This is a genomic window from Agrobacterium sp. CCNWLW155 (assembly GCF_036888815.1).
Classification (GTDB): Bacteria; Pseudomonadota; Alphaproteobacteria; order Rhizobiales; family Rhizobiaceae; genus Agrobacterium; species Agrobacterium radiobacter.
On the sequence record NZ_JBAKFW010000001.1, the window covers coordinates 605,387 to 622,074 of the forward strand.

Consider the following 16,688-nt stretch of genomic DNA (forward strand, 5'->3'; position numbering starts at 1 on the left):
GTCATTTCGCCACGCTTTACCGAACGATAATCATAGATAGCTTTTTCTCTGTTGCAAAGGCAAAGGTCCGCGGTCAACGGCCGGTCTTGTCCGACTATCCGCCAATTCAGCTAAAACGATATAGGTCCGGAAAATATTTCACGGTACTTCCCCCTTCTTCCGGCACAGAATTTCCAGAAATCCACGGATACACATCTTAACTGACAAGATTAATATCTTGATGCAAATCACTGATATAAAAATATAAAGTTTATAATTTTTCTTAGGATGCGACCTGGTCATCCCGACGCAGATGTGCCCGTCATTATTCCTGTCGCTCGTTGTCACTCAAAGGAATGACGGAACGATTGTTTTACGGTAACGTTGCCGGAGGGAGGAAATCGCAAAGCCGGATAAGCGTGTCGCAGCCGCTTTGCGGGCATCCATTCCCCCAGATTCTGACACAAGCCTGCACCATAATGCTGGCCAGTCCTCTTCGAATTCATACTATGCAGGGTCCGATTATGATTTCTTCTTCCTCGCCCGAAACTGTCATTGATCTGGCCGGGCCCTGGCGCCTGACCTCGGTGGAAGGAGACCATACCACCCAGCTTTCCGTACCGGGTGATATTCACAGCGCGCTCAAAAATGCGGGCATCATTCCCGATCCCTATCACGGCGCCAATGAAAAGGTGGTACAATGGGTGGCTGAGCGCGACTGGGTCATCGAGCGCACATTCATTCTCGATGAGGCGGATGCCAGCTGGTATCTCGATATCGACTACCTCGACACCGTCGCCATCGTCTTCGTCAACGACGTCCCGGTATTGACCGCCGACAATTGCTTCCGCCGCTACCGCCCGGATATTTCCCGCGCTGTCCGTCCGGGTGAAAACACCATCCGCATCCATTTCCATTCCAACATCATGGCCGGTGCGGAGCGGCAGGCGCGACAGCCTTTTTACATTCCCTATCACCCCGGTAATTCACCCATTGCCAATGGCAACATGCTGCGCAAGCCGCAATGCCATTTCGGCTGGGACTGGAACATCGCGATTGCGCCGCTCGGCCTTTACGGCAAAATCCTGCTGAAGCGCCTCGATACGGCCCGCATTGAACATGTCGTCACCTCGCAGCACCATGTCGAAGGCGGAGTCGAGCTGCATGTGGCCGTCACGCTGTTTGCCGAGGGTCCGGCGAGCCTGCCGGTCTACCTGTCCCTCAACGATGAAACACTGAGACTTGATTGCGGCGTCGGCGCCGGCGAGACGGTGGTGCGCCACGTCTTCTTCGTCGAAAATCCGGAGCTCTGGTGGCCGGCCGGCAGTGGCGAACAGACACTCTACAAGCTGACGGTGGAACTGCCTGATGAGACCGTCACCCGCCAGATCGGCTTCAGGACGATCGAGCTTCTGACGGACAAGGACGAGGCCGGCAGCCGCTTCGCCTTCCGCATCAACGGCCGCGAGATCTTCTGCCGCGGCGCCAACTGGATCCCCGCAGATGCACTTTATTCGCTCGCCAGCCGGGAAAAGACCGAAGATCTCCTCTGCTCTGCGGTCGAGGCCAATATGAACATGATCCGCGTCTGGGGCGGCGGCTTTTATGAGGAAGACTGGTTCTACGATCTCTGCGACCGGCTCGGCCTGCTGGTCTGGCAGGACTTCATGTTTGCCTGCAATCTCTATCCCTGCAGCGAGGACTTTCTCGACAATGTCGAACATGAGGTCGACTACCAGGTGAAACGCCTCTCCTCGCATCCGTCCATCGCGCTCTGGTGCGGCGACAACGAGCTGGTGGGTGCGCTGACCTGGTTCGATGAATCCCGCAACAATCGCGACCGTTATCTCGTGGCTTACGACCGCCTGAACCGCACGATCGAAAGAGCCCTGAAAAAAGCCGCTCCCGAAGCGCTCTGGTGGCCCTCCAGCCCGGCCTCCGGTTATCTCGATTATGGCGACGCCTGGCATGCGGATGGTTCCGGTGACATGCACTACTGGTCCGTCTGGCACGAAAACAAGTCGTTCGACAATTACCGCTCGGTCAAGCCGCGTTTCTGCTCCGAATTCGGTTTCCAGTCCTACACATCCATGCCCGTCATCCGCACCTATGCGGAAGAAAAGGACATGAACATCGCCTCCCCGGTCATTGAGCTGCACCAGAAGAATGTCGGCGGCAATGAGCGGATCGCCGGCACCATGTTCCGCTATTTCCGTTTCCCGAAGGATTTCGAGAATTTCGTTTATCTGAGCCAGGTCCAGCAGGCGCTGGCCATCCGCACGGCTGTTGACTACTGGCGTTCCCTGAAGCCCCATTGCATGGGCACGCTTTATTGGCAGCTCAACGATACCTGGCCGGTCGCCTCATGGTCCAGCCTCGATTATGGCGGCGGCTGGAAAGCACTGCATTATGCCGCCCGCCGCTTCTTCCAGGCGGTGACCGTCTCGGCCATTCCCTCCGAGGATGGGCGCCGGGTGAGCTTCTCCATGGTCAACGACACGGCGGAAGACGTCGAAATCGACATGAACATCGTTGCGCTGACCATGGACGGCAACCGCGTGCCGCTGAAATCCGCCAACGGCACCTGCGCAACGGACAGGGCCGCAACGCTGACCGAGATAGACATGGATAGCCTGCCCGACGGCGCCATCCTCGCCTGGAGCTTCATCGCTTCCAACGGTATGACCGGCGAAGGCCACCATGTGCGCGACACCTACAAGGCGCTGGAGCTTCAGCCTGCAGGGCTCGAATTTTCCGTCGGCCCGTTGAAAAACAACCAGTACGAAATCGATGTCACCGCTGCAGGTCTCGCGCTCTTTGTCATGCTGGAGGCAGATCAGCCCGGCCGTTATTCCGACAATCTCTTCGATCTGGCCGCCGGCGAAACGCGCCGTATCATCTTCACGCCGAAGGCGGGCGGCCCCCAGCCGCATTTCCGCATCTTCGATCTTCATACCTGCCAATCCTCGCATTGAAACCATGCGGAGAAAGGCATAACCATCCCTCTCGGGAATGACAGGTGAACCTGCGCCTGTTTTCATCGCTTCAAAAAGTTGCCGGGTTCTCCGGCAGCCAGTCATCAGCAAGTGGAGGAAGACCCATGGTTTGGCAACCGGCCGAAAACCGATACGCGTCCATGAAATATAATCATTGCGGCAAGACCGGCCTGAAACTGCCGGCGATTTCGCTCGGCCTCTGGCACAATTTCGGCAACGACACGCCGCACCAGACGAAACAGGCCATCTGCCGCCGCGCCTTCGATCTCGGCATCACCCATTTCGATCTCGCCAATAATTACGGCCCGCCGCCCGGCAGCGCCGAAACCGCCTTCGGTGAAATCCTGAAGACGGATTTCAGAGGTTATCGCGACGAGATGATCATCTCCTCCAAGGCCGGTTACAACATGTGGCCCGGCCCCTATGGCGAATGGGGCAGCCGCAAATACGTAATCGCCTCCTGCGACCAGAGCCTGAAGCGCATGGGTCTGGATTACGTCGATATCTTCTATTCCCACCGTTTCGACCCCAACACGCCGCTTGAGGAAACCTGTGGCGCGCTGGACCAGATCGTGCGCTCGGGCAAGGCGCTTTATGTCGGCATCTCGTCCTACAACTCGAAGCGCACCCGTGAGGCCGCCGCCATCCTGAAGGACCTCGGCACGCCCTGCATCATCCACCAGCCGAGCTATTCGATGATCAACCGCTGGATCGAGGAGGATGGTCTCGTCGATACGCTGGAAGAACTGGGCATCGGCTCCATCGTCTTCTCGCCGCTGGCGCAAGGCATGCTGACGACGAAATATCTCGGCGGCGTGCCTGATGGCAGCCGCGCGGCGCAGCGCAAGTCGCTGAACCCGGCCTTCCTCAACGAACGCAACGTCGAGAACATCCGGGCGCTCAACGGCATTGCCGAGCGGCGCGGCCAGACGCTGGCGCAGATGGCGATTGCCTGGGTTCTGCGCGGCGGCCGCATCACCTCGGCGCTGATCGGGGCAAGCCGCGTCGAACAGGTTGAGGATTGCGTGAAGGCACTCGACCGGCCGGATTTCACGGCCGAAGAGCTTGCGGAAATCGACGGTTACGCCAAGGAAGCGGATATCAATCTCTGGGCAAAATCCGCCGAACGCGTCTGATGCAGAAGAGACCGCCCGGTTCCGCCGGGCGGTCTGGCTACCCCGAAAAACTCAAAATAAAAGATTAACTCACGCTCCTAACCATTAACAACCATTACATAAATGTAATTTTAAATTCAGTTTCCGTTCATTCGTTTATTCGTAAGTTCTCCTCATCGAAACACGAGGAAACATTCATGAAAAAGTTCATCACCATTCTTCTGGCTGCCACCGTTCTCGCTGCTCCGATGGCGCAGGCACAGAGCCGTCATGACGATCGCCACCGTGGTGTTACCGTCGAGCGCCAGATCACCACGAAAAAGGTCATCGTCAAGAAGCACCGCTGGGATCGCGGCCAGCGCCTGTCTGCAGGCGAACGCCGTCACACGGTCGACCGCCGCGACTATCGCCGCTACCGTCTTGCCGAGCCGCGCCGTGACCAGCGCTGGGTGCGCGTCGACAACCAGTTCCTGCTCATCAACGCCGTCACCGGCTTGATCGTCGGCCTCTCTGCCGCACGCTGAGTGAAATCATCGGATGCCGTGGAAAAGGCCCGCTTAGGCGGGCCTGATAATTCTTGCGAATATCGCTCCAAATTCGACGTCATCCCCGGGCTTGACCCGAGGATCCATTGATCGCAATGGGTTGTGGATTCTCGGGTCAAGCCCGAGAATGACGGAGAGGTTTCGACATATCCACCAAGCAAAAAGGGTCGGCTCAAAGCCGACCCTTTTGTCGTTTATAGTTTCAGCCGATCAGAAGATATCGGCGCCGCTGCCCCACGGGCCATGCGGCTTGTCGACGCCGTCGGTGCGTTCGAAACCATGTGCGCCGAAGAAGTCGCGTTGCGCCTGGATGAGGTTGGCGCTGCCGCGACCACGGCGATAGGCGTCGAAATAGCCAAGCGCCGAAGCCAGTGCCGAAACCGGCAGGCCGGAGAGAACGGCATAGGAAACAACACGGCGCAGCGGTGCGTCGGTATCCTTGACGATGCCGGAGAAGGCCGGCGTCACGATGAGGTTGGCCACATGCGGGTCCTTGGTGAAGGCCGAGGTGATCTCATCGAGGAATTCCGAGCGGATGATGCAGCCGGCGCGCCAGATGCGGGCGATCGTCGGCATCGGCAGGTTCCAGTTGAACTCCTTCGATGCGGCCGACATGATGGCGAAGCCCTGCGCATAGGCGCCGACCTTGGCGGCCAGAAGCGCGCTTTCGAGATCGGCGATGAAGGCCTTTTTGTCAGCGGGTGCCGGTGCAACGGTCGGTAGACCGAAGATCTTCTCGGCAGCTTCGCGCTCGTCCTTCTGCGAGGAGAGAATACGGGCAGCCACGGCCGCCTCGATGGCGGTTGCGGCGACGCCCATGTTCTGCGCCTCGATGACCGACCACTTGCCGGTGCCCTTCTGGCCGGCCTTGTCGAGGATCAGATCGACCATCGGCTTACCGGTGATCGGATCGGCGGCGCGCAGAACCTTCTCGGTGATTTCGATCAGGTAGGAGTTCAGACGGCCCTTGTTCCATTCGGCGAACACGTCGGCGATTTCGACTGCGCTCATGCCAAGGCCGTCACGCAGGATGCCGTAGATTTCGGCGATCATCTGCATGTCGGCATATTCGATGCCGTTATGGATCGTCTTGACGAAATGGCCGGCGCCGTCATTGCCGAGCCATGCCACGCACGGATCATCGTTGTACTTGGCGGAAATGGAGGTCAGCACCTTCTCGACGCGCTTCCAGCTATCCTCGGTGCCGCCAACCATGATCGACGGTCCATGACGGGCACCTTCTTCGCCGCCGGAAACACCCATGCCGATAAAGGTCAGGCCGCTATCCTTCAGATTGTCGAAACGGCGGATCGTATCGCGGAAATTCGCATTGCCCGCATCGATCATGATGTCGCCGTTAGAAAGATGGGGTTTAAGGATTTCCATCTGCTGGTCGACAGGGTCACCAGCCTTGATCATGATGATGATCGGGCGCGGAGGACGAATGGCGGCGACGAATTCCTCGATGGTTTCGCAAGGGATCAGCTGTCCCTGCAAGTCCCCGGCTTCAGCGTAGAATTTTTTCGTCGCTTCAGGGGTTCGGTTGAATACGGCAATCTTGTTGCCCTTTTCCGCGATGTTCAACGCCAGGTTCGAGCCCATGACGCCGAGACCGATCAAACCGATTTCTGCCTGTTCCACGGATGTGCCTCCATCTTGCTTTTAGGTGGTCGTGTTGTGGCACTGTAATGAACAAACGGCAAGGCTAGCCGCGACTGAAACGATTAAATTTTGATGACGCAAATCAGCTTTGCATATTTGCGACAGGTCAGGGCCGACTCGAAACGACAAGCTCGCCTCGCCTCTTATGATCGCCGGGGTCGGTCGTCACCGTCATCCAGTGCACGCCAGGCGGCCCCGTCCATATCCTCATACTGGCCAGAGCGCACCGACCAGAGGAAGGCGAAAAGGCCGAGCGCACCTAGAAACAGCGCGACGGGAATGAGATAGATCAGCATGTTCATGCCAGTTGCGCCCCCTCTCCCGCAAATCCTGTTTTAACGTCGTTCCGAGAGCGCACGGTTTCAGCCGTGCCGGCAAGACGCAACGCATTGGCGACGACGATCAGCGAGGATGTCGACATGGCGATGGCCGCGATCATCGGCGTCGCATAACCGGCAATCGCAATCGGCACGGCGATGACATTGTAGCCGATGGCGAGAGCGAAGTTCTGCCGGATGAGCCTTCCTGCCCGCTGCGACGTCTCGATCGCAAAGGGCACCGCATCGAGATCCTCCTGCATGAACACGAAATCGGCAGCCTGCCGGCCGATATCGGCGGCGGTGGCGGGCGCCATGGAAACATGGGCGGCGGCAAGAGCCGGCGCATCATTGATACCATCTCCCACCATCAGCACTCTGCGACCCTCGCCAGCGAGCGCAGCGCAGCGGGCCGCCTTGTCCCTCGGCGAAAGGTCTGCACTCCAGTTGCCGATCCCCAGCCGCTGCGCCATGGCGCTGACAGCCGCCGCCCGGTCACCCGAGACGATTTCCTGCACGAGGCCACGCACTGAGAGGCTGCGCAATGCCGCAACCGCACCCGCGCGCGGATTGTCCTCGAAGCCGAAGCTCGCCAGATGCCGGCCGTCAAGGGACAGCACGACTTCCGACCGCGCATCGCCATTGTCGACGCCCGCTTCATCGGGGCAGGCGAAACGGCGATTGCCGAGCCGGTAGGTTCCGGCTTCCGTCTCGGCCTCGACGCCGGAGCCCGGAATTTCCCGCACCGTCTCATAGGTCGGCATGGCACCGTTATAGGCGGCATGCAGGGCTTTCGAGAGGGGGTGGCGCGAATGGGCGGCAAGCCCCGCAGCAATCGCCATGGTGGCCGGCTTCACATCGCCTGTCTCGACCAGTCTCGGCTTTCCAACGGTCAGGGTGCCGGTCTTGTCGAACAGCACGGTATCGATTTCGGCCAGCCGCTCCATGGCCGAGCCTTCCTTGACCATGATGCCGTGCCGGAAGAGCCTTCCTGCGGCCACCACCTGCACGACGGGAACGGCAAGGCCAAGCGCACAGGGGCAGGTTATGATGAGAACCGCAATGGCGATCAGCATCGCCTGTTTCCAGTCGCCGCCGAAAAAGCCCCAGCCAAGAAATGTCACCAGCGCGAGAAGATGCACGACGGGCGAATAATAGCTCGCGGCGCGATCTGCGATACGCCGATACCGCGCCCGGCCGCCTTCGGCCGCCTCCATAAGCCCGATCACCTCCGACAGGAAGGACTCCTTTGCCGAGGCGGTTACCCGCGCGATCAGCGAACCGGTGAGGTTGAGCGTACCGGCCTGCAGGCTGTCACCTGCCGTAACGCGGCACGGTGCGCTTTCGCCATTGACGATGGACATGTCGAGATCACTGCTGCCGGAGACGACCACGGCATCCACCGCCACACGGTCCCCGGCGGCGATCGCAATCGACATTCCGGGTTGGACATCGGCAAGCTGGCGGTATTCCCGCGTTCCATCCTCACCGATCACGGTCGCGCCGCGCGGCGAAAGCCTTGCAAGCCCGGCAATGGCCGAACGCGCCTTGTCGCGCATGATATGGTCAAGCGTGCGGCCGATCAGCAGGAAGAACAGCAGCGACACGGTCGCGTCGAACCACGCATGTTCACCGTGATGGATCGTTTCCCACAGCGAAACGGCATAGGAGAGCGTGATGGCAAGTGCGATCGGCACATCCATGTTGGTGCGGCCGTGTTTCAGCGCATTCCAGGCCGACTGGTAAAAGAAGCGGCCACCATAGATCAGCGCCGGCGCGGCGATCATCGCCGAAATCCAGTGGAACATGTCGCGTGTCGCCGCATCCGCGCCTGACCAGACGGAGACGGAAAGGAGCATGATATTGGCGGAGGCAAAACCGCACAGCGCCACCGCCCTGATCAATTGCGAACGCAAGGCGTCGGAAGCATCCTGACCGCTGGCGAAAAGATGCGTGCGATATCCGGTCGAAAGAATGGCGCGGGCGAGATCGGAAGGATCGGTCCTGACGCCATCGACCTCTTCCTTCCAGACGATTGCGACGCGTTTGGACGACAGGTTCACGCGCGCCCGCTCCACTTGGCGGAGACGGCCAAGCGCGGTTTCGATGGTGGTGATGCAGGCGCCGCAATAGACATCCGGCACGCTGAGATCAGTCTGCCGCAGCCCCTGCCCCAGCTCGCGGCTCGCCAGCAGCAATTCCTCCGACGATGGCGGATTGACCGGCTCGCCAAGCTGCAGCGAGCCTTCCGTTCCCGGTGCGCAGCAGCTCATTTGCGCCCCCTGATGACGGCGATCCGCGTCCCCTCATGCACGATGATCCGGCCATCCTTGACGGCGGTGACCTCGACGATCCATTGCCCCGGCAGCATGTCATGCGCGCCGGTGAAGACGCCGGTGGACAGCGGGGTGAGCTCCATGTCGAAATTCTGGCTTTCACCGACCGGCCGGCGGAAATGCGCCGTCACCGTATCCGTATCGACGGGGCCGGTGTCGGGATGGAAAACCTCGTAGCGTACGGTCTGTTCGTCCACCACGAGCTTGCCCTTGATGCCGGTCGCAGCCCGTGCCTTGGCGGCTTCCGCCTTGGCGTTGAACTGCTGGCTGGCGACATAGGTATTGGGCACGACAAGCCCGCTCCAGCTGTTCACCGCATTCCAGGCCATGATCATGTTAACGGTGATGATGGTGCCGAAGAACAGCAGCATGACGCCAAGCATGTGCCAGCCGGTAAAAATGAAGCCGGGTGTCTGGCGATTGTTCACGGTCATTTTTTCACTCCCGGAGCGTTGAAGACAGCATCGTAACGGGCCGTCTCATGGCCGCCCGTATCGCTGACGATGAACTCGAAATTTTCAGCCGTGCGCGCGACATCCTTGCCCGGCAGGGTGACGAAGACCTTCAGCGTCGTCGCCTCATCCGGCTCGACCGTGACGTCGAAAGTGCGCGAGGCCGTATCCGGCATGCCGTTTATCTTCATCACCGCATTCGGGATGCCCTCGATCGTGAGGCTCATCGTGCGCGGCTGCGGCACCATGTTGAGAATGCGCACGGTATAGCCGTTGCGGATCGAACCGTTCGATTCCAGCACATATTGCGGATTGCGGTCGTGCAGGACGTTGAGCGCCAGCCGCTCGCGCGTCACCAGCGCAAACAGCATGCCGATGCCGACCGCCGACCAGATGGCCGTATAAAGCAGCGTGCGCGGCCGGAAGACGATGCGCCAGTTGAAGTGGCGGATGCTCTTCCTGAAGCTGCCATCCTCCTCGCGCACATTGGCAGGCCGGATGGCGTGCGTTCCGTTGCCGGTCGCCAGCGCCATGTTGGACTGGTATTCCGCAAGCGTCGCATAGGCGATCAGCCCGCGCGGTTTGCCGATCTTGTCCATCACCCCGTCGCAGGCGTCGATGCAGAGCGCGCAGGTGATGCATTCCAGCTGCTGCCCGTCCCTGATGTCTATGCCCATGGGACAGACGGCGACACAGGCGTTGCAATCGACGCAATCGCCGATGCTCTCGCCCGCCGCAGCGGCTTTTTTGGCGTGCCGCGAGCGCGGTTCGCCGCGCCAGTCATTATAGGTGACAACAAGCGAATTCTCATCCAGCATCGCCGCCTGGATGCGTGGCCAGGGACACATGTAGGTACAGACCTGCTCCCGCATCAGCCCACCGAAAACATAGGTGGTGGCGGTAAGCGTGGCGACGGTCGAATAGGCGATCATCGGCGCCTGCCCCGTCATGAACTGCATCGCCAGCGTCGGCGCATCGGCGAAATAGAAAATCCAGGCGCCGCCGGTCAGAACGCCAATCACCAGCCAGATCGCATGTTTCAGCACGCGCTTGCGCAATTTGCCGAATGTAAGGGGCGCGGCGTCCAGTTTCATGCGGGCGTTCCTGTCACCCTCTATCGCCCGTTCAACCACCAGAAACAGATCGACCCAGACGGTCTGTGGACAGGTATAACCGCACCATGCGCGCCCCACGGCTGAGGTGACGAGAAACAGCCCCAGCCCCGCCATGACCAGCAATCCCGCAACGAAAAAGAACTCCTGCGGCCAGATTTCGATGAAGAAGAAATAAAAGCGCCGGTTGGCGATATCGATCAGCACAGCCTGATCGGGTGCATAAGGCCCCCTGTCCCAGCGCAGGAACGGCGTCAGATAATAGATGCCGAGGGTGACGAGCATCACCAGCCATTTGAACCGCCGGAACCGACCTTCCGCGCGCTTGGGAAAAATCTTCTTGCGGGCTTCGTAGAGCGGTTTGCGCGTTTTTGCGGAATTGACGGCTTCCGCCTCCAGCCTTTCGACGGGCTGTTGCGGGCTGTCCTGTCCGGCGCGATAGATGTTCATGGTAAGATGTCCGTTTTTATCTCCTTGCTTTCTCCCATCTCCCCGGTGAAACATCCTTGACTTACATCAAGTGACGACAAAGTGGCGCAGTATGGGAACGCGCCGCCAAGGGAGGATGAAATGCCTGTCATGCAGTCGAGAATCATTCATCTGTCGATCGAAAAACCCTGGGCCCAGGTCTACGACTTCGCCTCAGACCCGCAGAACATGCCCAGCTGGGCCGCAGGCCTTGCGGGCGGCCTCAAATCCGATGGCGAGGACTGGATCGCCGAGGGCGGACCGCTTGGCGAGGTGCGCGTCAATTTTGCGCCCGCAAACGAATTCGGCGTCATCGACCATGTCGTGACATTGCCGGATGGCATCAAGGTTTATAACGCGCTACGGGTGACGCCGAACGGCAGCGGTACGGAGGTGAGTTTCACCCTCCTTCGCCTTCAGGATATGACGGATGAGGATTTCGAGCAGGATGCAAGAGCGATCACGGCCGATCTCGAAACGCTGAAGGCGCTGCTCGAAAAGGACTGATGGAGGAACGATGACCACGAATACAAACGACCGGCGGATCGACTATGTCGAATTCAACGTCACCGATATCGAGCGCAGCAAGGAATTTTACGGCGGCGCCTTTGGCTGGTCCTTCAAGGATTACGGTCCGCAATATTGCGAATTTTCCGACGGCCGGCTGACCGGCGGGTTCACCACCACGGCACCCGTCTCGGCCAAAGGCGGGCCGCTCGTGATTCTCTACGCCGCCGATATCGAGGATGCCCAGCGCCGCGTCGAGGCCGCCGGCGGCCAGATCAGCGTCGCGCTTTTCGAGTTTCCCGGCGGACGCCGTTTTCATTTCACCGATCCGGATGGATACGAACTGGCCGTCTGGTCGAAAAACTGATTGGCAGGAGCCCGTCATGACTTTGACAACGCCGCCTTTTTCGTTGGTCGGTATCGATCATATCGTCTTCATCGTCGACGACATGATGCGGGCGCTCGATTTTTACCGGAATGTGCTGGGTTGTAGGGATGGTTACTCTTACCCTGCTCTCGGGATGGAACAAGTCTGGTGCGGAAATGCCTTGATCGTGCTGTGGGATGTCACGCATCCCGGTGGCACAAAGGCTGCTCCGCCCGTCGCCGGAGGACGTAATGTCGATCACATCTGCATAGCGACCGGCCCTCTGAACCATGATGCGCTTCGCGCACATCTGGCGAAATTTAACGTCACGATAGAACAGGAAGCCTTTCACGGCGGCGCGAGAGGAATGGGACATTCGTTCTATTTCCGTGATCCCTTCGGCAACAAGATCGAGTTGAAGGGACCAGCCGAATATCCGGATGGACGGGCGGAAAACGCCTGATCTAAACAATAAAAAAGGGCGCCTCCCCGGCGCCCCTTCTTTACATTCCGCTTGCTTCACTCGCCCCCACCAAGCGAATGCACGAAGATCGCCAACTGCTTGACCGTCGTATCGCCAAGACGCTCACCCCAGGCGGGCATGACGCCATGCTTGGGCGAACGGATCTGCGCGACGATGCCCTCTTCTCCATGCGCCTTCAGCCAGATCGCATCGGCGAGGTTCGGTGCGCCAAACTCGCGGTTACCCTTGGCATCCTCGCCGTGGCACGAAGCGCAATTGTCGGCAAAGACCTGCTTGCCGGGTTCCACCAGCGCCGGGTTGGCGGGCTTTCCCGTCAGGCTGACGACGTAAGCCGCAACCTCGCGGATTTCGTCCGACTTGAGAATGTCGCCGAAGGCCGGCATTTCCGACGCGCGCGTGTCAGCATCATCTGCAAAACGGATGCCGTGCTTCACCGTCGTGTAGATGTCGTCAACGCTGCCGCCCCACATCCAGTCGTCATCATTGAGGTTGGGATAACCCTGCCCGCCTTCCGCACCGGAACCGTGACACTGAATGCAATTGACCTTGAAAGCGGCTGCACCGCCGGAAAGGGCAAATTGCATCAGGGTCGGATCGGCCTGAATATCGGCAAGCGACGACTTGGCGATCTTGTCGACAAAAACGCTCTGCGACTGTTTTGCATCGGCGATTTCGGCGGCGATCTCACCACGGCTGCTCCAACCGAGCAGCCCTTGCGTCGCCCCGTTGATCAGCGGCCATGCCGGATAGGCGATGGTATAGCCGATGGCCCAGAGGATCGTGAAGTAGAAGGTCCAGACCCACCAGCGCGGCATGGGATTGTTCAGCTCACGGATACCGTCCCATTCATGGCCGGTGGTTTCGACGCCGCTGATGTCATCAATGTGTTTTTCGGACATATCCTAGTCCTCCTTGAGCGGAATGCTGGCGGCATCGTCCGCGGCCTTCTTCGAGCCGGGGCGAAGGGTGAAAACGACGACGCCGGCGAAGAACAGGGTCATGGCAAGCAGGCCCCAGCTGTCGGCGAAATGGCGCATGGCCGTGTAGGTTTCCATGGCTTACACCTCCTCACCGGTATCCGGCGGCATCGTCATAGGTCGAAAAATCGACCAGCGTGCCGAGCATCTGCAGATAGGCGACCAGCGCATCCATTTCGGTGAGCTTGGCTGGATCGCCGTCGAAATCGCCCACCTTCGCCTTGGGATACCGCGCCAGGAGTTCCGACGAATCCGCATTCGGGTCGGCCTGGGCGGCAAGATCGGCCGTGGATTTCTCGATCATCTCGTCGCTATAGGGCACACCAACGGCGCGGTTGGCCTTCAGCTCCATGGAGACGTCGGTGATCTTCAGCGGCGTGGTCTTGAGGAACGCATAGGACGGCATGATCGATTCCGGCACCACCGAGCGCGGATCGGCCAGATGCTGCACGTGCCATTCGTTCGAATAGCGGTCACCGACGCGCGCGAGGTCCGGCCCCGTGCGCTTCGAACCCCACTGGAACGGATGGTCATACATGGATTCCGCCGCCAGGCTATAGTGCCCGTAACGCTCCACCTCGTCGCGGAACGGACGGATCATCTGGCTGTGGCAGACATAACATCCCTCGCGGATGTAGATGTTGCGCCCGGCCAACTCCAGCGGCGTGTAGGGCCGCATGCCCTCCACCTTCTCGATGGTGTTTTCGAGATAGAAGAGCGGTGCGATTTCCACGATGCCGCCGATAGAGACGACCAGCAGGGAGCCGACCAGAAGCAGCGTGGCGTTGCGTTCGATGACGCCGTGTTTGTCGAGTATGGACATCGGCCTCTCCTTATTCAGCGGGCTGCAGCGAAGGAGCCGCGTCCTCGCGGACGCCCTCCTCGCGTTGATGACCGAGGATGGTCATCGTGACGTTGTAAGCCATGATCAGCGCGCCGCTGAGGAACATCAGGCCGCCCAATGCACGCATCACATAATAGGGGAACAGCGCTGCGACCGATTCCGCGAAGGAATAGACGAGGAAGCCCTGGCTATCATATTCGCGCCACATCAGCGCCTGCTGGATGCCGGCCACCCACATGACGGCGGCGTAGACGACGATGCCGAGCGTGGCGAGCCAGAAGTGCCAGTTGACCAGCTGCAGGCTGTAGAGACGCTCCCTGCCCCACAGTTTCGGCGTCAGGTAATAGATCGCGCCGAAGGTGATCATGCCGTTCCAGCCGAGTGCGCCGGAATGAACATGGCCAATGGTCCAGTCGGTATAGTGGCTGAGCGAGTTGACGGCCTTGATCGACATCATCGGACCCTCGAAGGTCGCCATGCCGTAGAAGGCAACGGCCATCACCATCATGCGCACGACAGGGTCCGTGCGGATCTTGTCCCATGCGCCCGAAAGCGTCATCAGACCGTTGATCATGCCGCCCCACGAGGGCATCCACAGCATGACCGAGAACACCATGCCGAGCGTCTGCGCCCAGTCCGGCAGCGCGGTATAATGCAGATGGTGGGGGCCGGCCCAGATATACATGAAGATCAGCGCCCAGAAGTGGATGATCGACAGGCGGTAGGAATAGACCGGACGGTTCACCTGCTTCGGAATGAAATAATACATCATGCCGAGGAAGCCGGCGGTGAGGAAGAAGCCGACGGCATTGTGGCCATACCACCATTGCGTCAGCGCATCCTGCACGCCCGAAAAGGCCGAGTAGCTCTTGACGCCAAGGAACGAGACCGGAATGGCGAGATTATTGACGATATGCAGCATGGCAATCGTTACGATGAATCCCAGGTAGAACCAGTTCGCCACATAGATATGCGGCTCCTTGCGCATGAAGATCGTGCCAAGGAAGGCGACGAGATAGGCAACCCAGACGATGGTCAGCCAGATATCGACATACCATTCCGGCTCCGCATATTCGCGACCCTGGGTAATACCGAGCAGGTAGCCGGTGGCGGCCATGACGATGAAGAGATTATATCCCCAGAACACGAACCAGCCGAGATTGCCGCCGAAGAGGCGCGCGCGACAGGTTCTCTGCACCACGTAGAAAGACGTGGCAATCAGCGCATTTCCCCCGAAAGCGAAGATCACCGCTGATGTGTGCAGCGGCCGCATGCGGCCGAAATTGAAATAGGGCGCGATGTTGAGATCGGGAAAGGCGAGTTGCAGCGCCACCACGACACCCACCAGAAAACCGACGACACCCCAGAACACGGTGGCGATGACGCCGTATTTCACCACCTCATCGAAATATTCCGACTTGAGGCGCGCACGCGCCGCCTGGTCGACAGGCGCAAAGGAGACACGGCGCAGCAGAAGCACCGTGCTGACCAGAAGTGTAAAGAACAGCACCCACATATGGGCAGCGAAAAGACTGTCATGGGCAAAGGCTGCCCCGAGCAACGCGAGAAAGGCCCCGAGGGCCACGATCGCGGTTTCTAACGTGTAATTCATTGTTGGTTTCCCCCAACGTGCAAGCCGACCGACGAAAGGCACGGCACGCGCCTGGGAGAGCGGGAACGCGCCTTTGCGTCGGTTGGAGCATTGCCACCGCGCGGGAAAGCCCACCTTGATCCAGATCAAGAATGCAAAGCTGTCGCAGCCCTGGCAAAACAGGGCGCGGCTCTACGAGAGGAATTTGCGTAAAAGCAAAAAACGCAGGGCGATATCGACCAGGGTGTCGTCTCAGCCCTTCATCTTCAGGGGCAGCCCGGCGGCGACAAAATAGACCTCGCCGGCAATTGCCGCGATTCGCTGATGCAGGCGGCCGGCGTGATCGCGGAATTCACGCGCCATGCGGTTTTCGGGCACGATGCCGAGACCCACTTCATTGGAGACGAATATCAGCGTCGCCTGCGACGATATGATCGCCGCCTCAACTGCGGTGAAGGCAGCCTCGATATCGGCATTCTCCATCATCAGATTGGTGAGCCACAGGGTGAGGCAGTCGATGAGAATGACATTTCCCGCGTCGTCGAGCCGCTGCAGAACGGCGGCGATATCGACCGGCGCTTCATGGGTGGTCCATTCCCCGCCGCGCCGCTCCTGATGATGGCTGATGCGGTCGCGCATCTCGTCATCCCATGCTCGCCCTGTGGCGAGGTAATGCAGGCGTCCGCCGGATTTTCCCGCAAATTCCTCGGCAAAACGCGATTTGCCGGAGCGCGCGCCGCCAAGAATGAAAACGGAGCGGTTTTTATCTGTCATGGGAAACCTGAAGGAAAAGAATCAATCGGACCGGCATCTTTGCGGTGACGCAAGCCAGGGACAGGCGGTCATGAAGGGAACGATTCGTAGAAAAAGGCGTCCCCCGGTTGTTCATGCCGGACTGCCGCTGATACCGGACCGGAGAAACAAGACCTGCCCGCA

The 16,688-nt window shown here is 59.7% G+C and carries 16 protein-coding genes; 6 read left to right on the plus strand and 10 right to left on the minus strand.

What is annotated here, in order from left to right:
* Positions 1–488: 488 nt before the first annotated feature.
* The 3 genes from V6S97_RS03070 to V6S97_RS03080 all read left to right on the plus strand — a co-directional run bounded on the left by V6S97_RS03070 (position 489) and on the right by V6S97_RS03080 (position 4,614).
* Positions 489–2,954 carry a beta-mannosidase gene (locus V6S97_RS03070; protein WP_334426068.1) on the plus strand — a complete coding sequence of 822 codons (2,466 nt, stop codon included), beginning with the start codon at positions 489–491 and terminating at the stop codon, positions 2,952–2,954.
* 125 nt (positions 2,955–3,079) lie between these two features.
* A complete protein-coding gene (mgrA, locus tag V6S97_RS03075; RefSeq protein ID WP_080866137.1) occupies positions 3,080–4,111 on the plus strand; it encodes an L-glyceraldehyde 3-phosphate reductase in 1,032 nt (343 codons plus the stop codon).
* Between the two features lie 176 nt (positions 4,112–4,287).
* The gene (locus tag V6S97_RS03080; protein ID WP_003502789.1) at positions 4,288–4,614 is read left to right on the plus strand and encodes an RcnB family protein; all 327 of its coding nucleotides are present in this window, start codon (positions 4,288–4,290) and stop codon (positions 4,612–4,614) included.
* A gap of 231 nt (positions 4,615–4,845) precedes the next feature.
* On the opposite strand, the gene gndA is transcribed toward V6S97_RS03080, so the two are convergent.
* The 5 genes from gndA to ccoG form a co-directional block, all read right to left on the minus strand.
* The gene (gndA, locus tag V6S97_RS03085; RefSeq protein ID WP_003502791.1) at positions 4,846–6,276 is read right to left on the minus strand and encodes an NADP-dependent phosphogluconate dehydrogenase; all 1,431 of its coding nucleotides are present in this window, start codon (positions 6,274–6,276) and stop codon (positions 4,846–4,848) included.
* Positions 6,277–6,440: 164 nt separating this feature from the next.
* A complete protein-coding gene (gene ccoS / locus V6S97_RS03090; protein ID WP_003502794.1) occupies positions 6,441–6,599 on the minus strand; it encodes a cbb3-type cytochrome oxidase assembly protein CcoS in 159 nt (52 codons plus the stop codon).
* Positions 6,596–8,887: a cation-translocating P-type ATPase gene (locus V6S97_RS03095; RefSeq protein WP_111794618.1), complete on the minus strand. Its 2,292-nt coding sequence runs from the start codon at positions 8,885–8,887 to the stop codon at positions 6,596–6,598. The genes ccoS and V6S97_RS03095 overlap by 4 nt, the downstream gene beginning before the upstream one ends.
* On the minus strand, positions 8,884–9,384 hold the full coding sequence (locus V6S97_RS03100; RefSeq protein ID WP_003502798.1) for a FixH family protein: 501 nt from the start codon (positions 9,382–9,384) through the stop codon (positions 8,884–8,886). Before V6S97_RS03100 ends, V6S97_RS03095 begins: the two co-directional genes overlap by 4 nt.
* Positions 9,381–10,964, minus strand: coding sequence for a cytochrome c oxidase accessory protein CcoG (ccoG, locus tag V6S97_RS03105; RefSeq protein ID WP_003502800.1), 1,584 nt, complete (start codon positions 10,962–10,964; stop codon positions 9,381–9,383). Before ccoG ends, V6S97_RS03100 begins: the two co-directional genes overlap by 4 nt.
* A gap of 120 nt (positions 10,965–11,084) precedes the next feature.
* Here ccoG and V6S97_RS03110 point away from each other — a divergent pair, with 120 nt between their 5' ends.
* Genes V6S97_RS03110 through V6S97_RS03120 form a run of 3 tightly spaced genes read left to right on the plus strand, consistent with a single transcriptional unit; the run spans position 11,085 to position 12,319 of the window.
* Entirely contained in the window at positions 11,085–11,489 is a 405-nt protein-coding gene (locus tag V6S97_RS03110) for an SRPBCC family protein (RefSeq protein ID WP_003502802.1), read from the plus strand.
* A gap of 10 nt (positions 11,490–11,499) precedes the next feature.
* A complete protein-coding gene (locus V6S97_RS03115; protein ID WP_003502804.1) occupies positions 11,500–11,856 on the plus strand; it encodes a VOC family protein in 357 nt (118 codons plus the stop codon).
* A 16-nt stretch (positions 11,857–11,872) separates the two neighbouring features.
* The gene (locus tag V6S97_RS03120; protein ID WP_003502805.1) at positions 11,873–12,319 is read left to right on the plus strand and encodes a VOC family protein; all 447 of its coding nucleotides are present in this window, start codon (positions 11,873–11,875) and stop codon (positions 12,317–12,319) included.
* A 56-nt stretch (positions 12,320–12,375) separates the two neighbouring features.
* Here V6S97_RS03120 and ccoP read toward each other — a convergent pair whose 3' ends face one another.
* The 5 genes from ccoP to cobU form a co-directional block, all read right to left on the minus strand.
* Positions 12,376–13,239 (minus strand): cytochrome-c oxidase, cbb3-type subunit III, encoded by an 864-nt coding sequence (gene ccoP / locus V6S97_RS03125; protein ID WP_003502808.1) that lies wholly within the window; start codon positions 13,237–13,239, stop codon positions 12,376–12,378.
* A gap of 3 nt (positions 13,240–13,242) precedes the next feature.
* Positions 13,243–13,395: a CcoQ/FixQ family Cbb3-type cytochrome c oxidase assembly chaperone gene (locus V6S97_RS03130; RefSeq protein WP_003502810.1), complete on the minus strand. Its 153-nt coding sequence runs from the start codon at positions 13,393–13,395 to the stop codon at positions 13,243–13,245.
* 13 nt (positions 13,396–13,408) lie between these two features.
* Positions 13,409–14,140: a cytochrome-c oxidase, cbb3-type subunit II gene (gene ccoO, locus V6S97_RS03135; RefSeq protein WP_003502812.1), complete on the minus strand. Its 732-nt coding sequence runs from the start codon at positions 14,138–14,140 to the stop codon at positions 13,409–13,411.
* Positions 14,141–14,150: 10 nt separating this feature from the next.
* The gene (gene ccoN / locus V6S97_RS03140) at positions 14,151–15,773 is read right to left on the minus strand and encodes a cytochrome-c oxidase, cbb3-type subunit I (protein WP_003502814.1); all 1,623 of its coding nucleotides are present in this window, start codon (positions 15,771–15,773) and stop codon (positions 14,151–14,153) included.
* Between the two features lie 231 nt (positions 15,774–16,004).
* A complete protein-coding gene (gene cobU / locus V6S97_RS03145; protein WP_003502816.1) occupies positions 16,005–16,526 on the minus strand; it encodes a bifunctional adenosylcobinamide kinase/adenosylcobinamide-phosphate guanylyltransferase in 522 nt (173 codons plus the stop codon).
* Positions 16,527–16,688 lie beyond the last annotated feature (162 nt).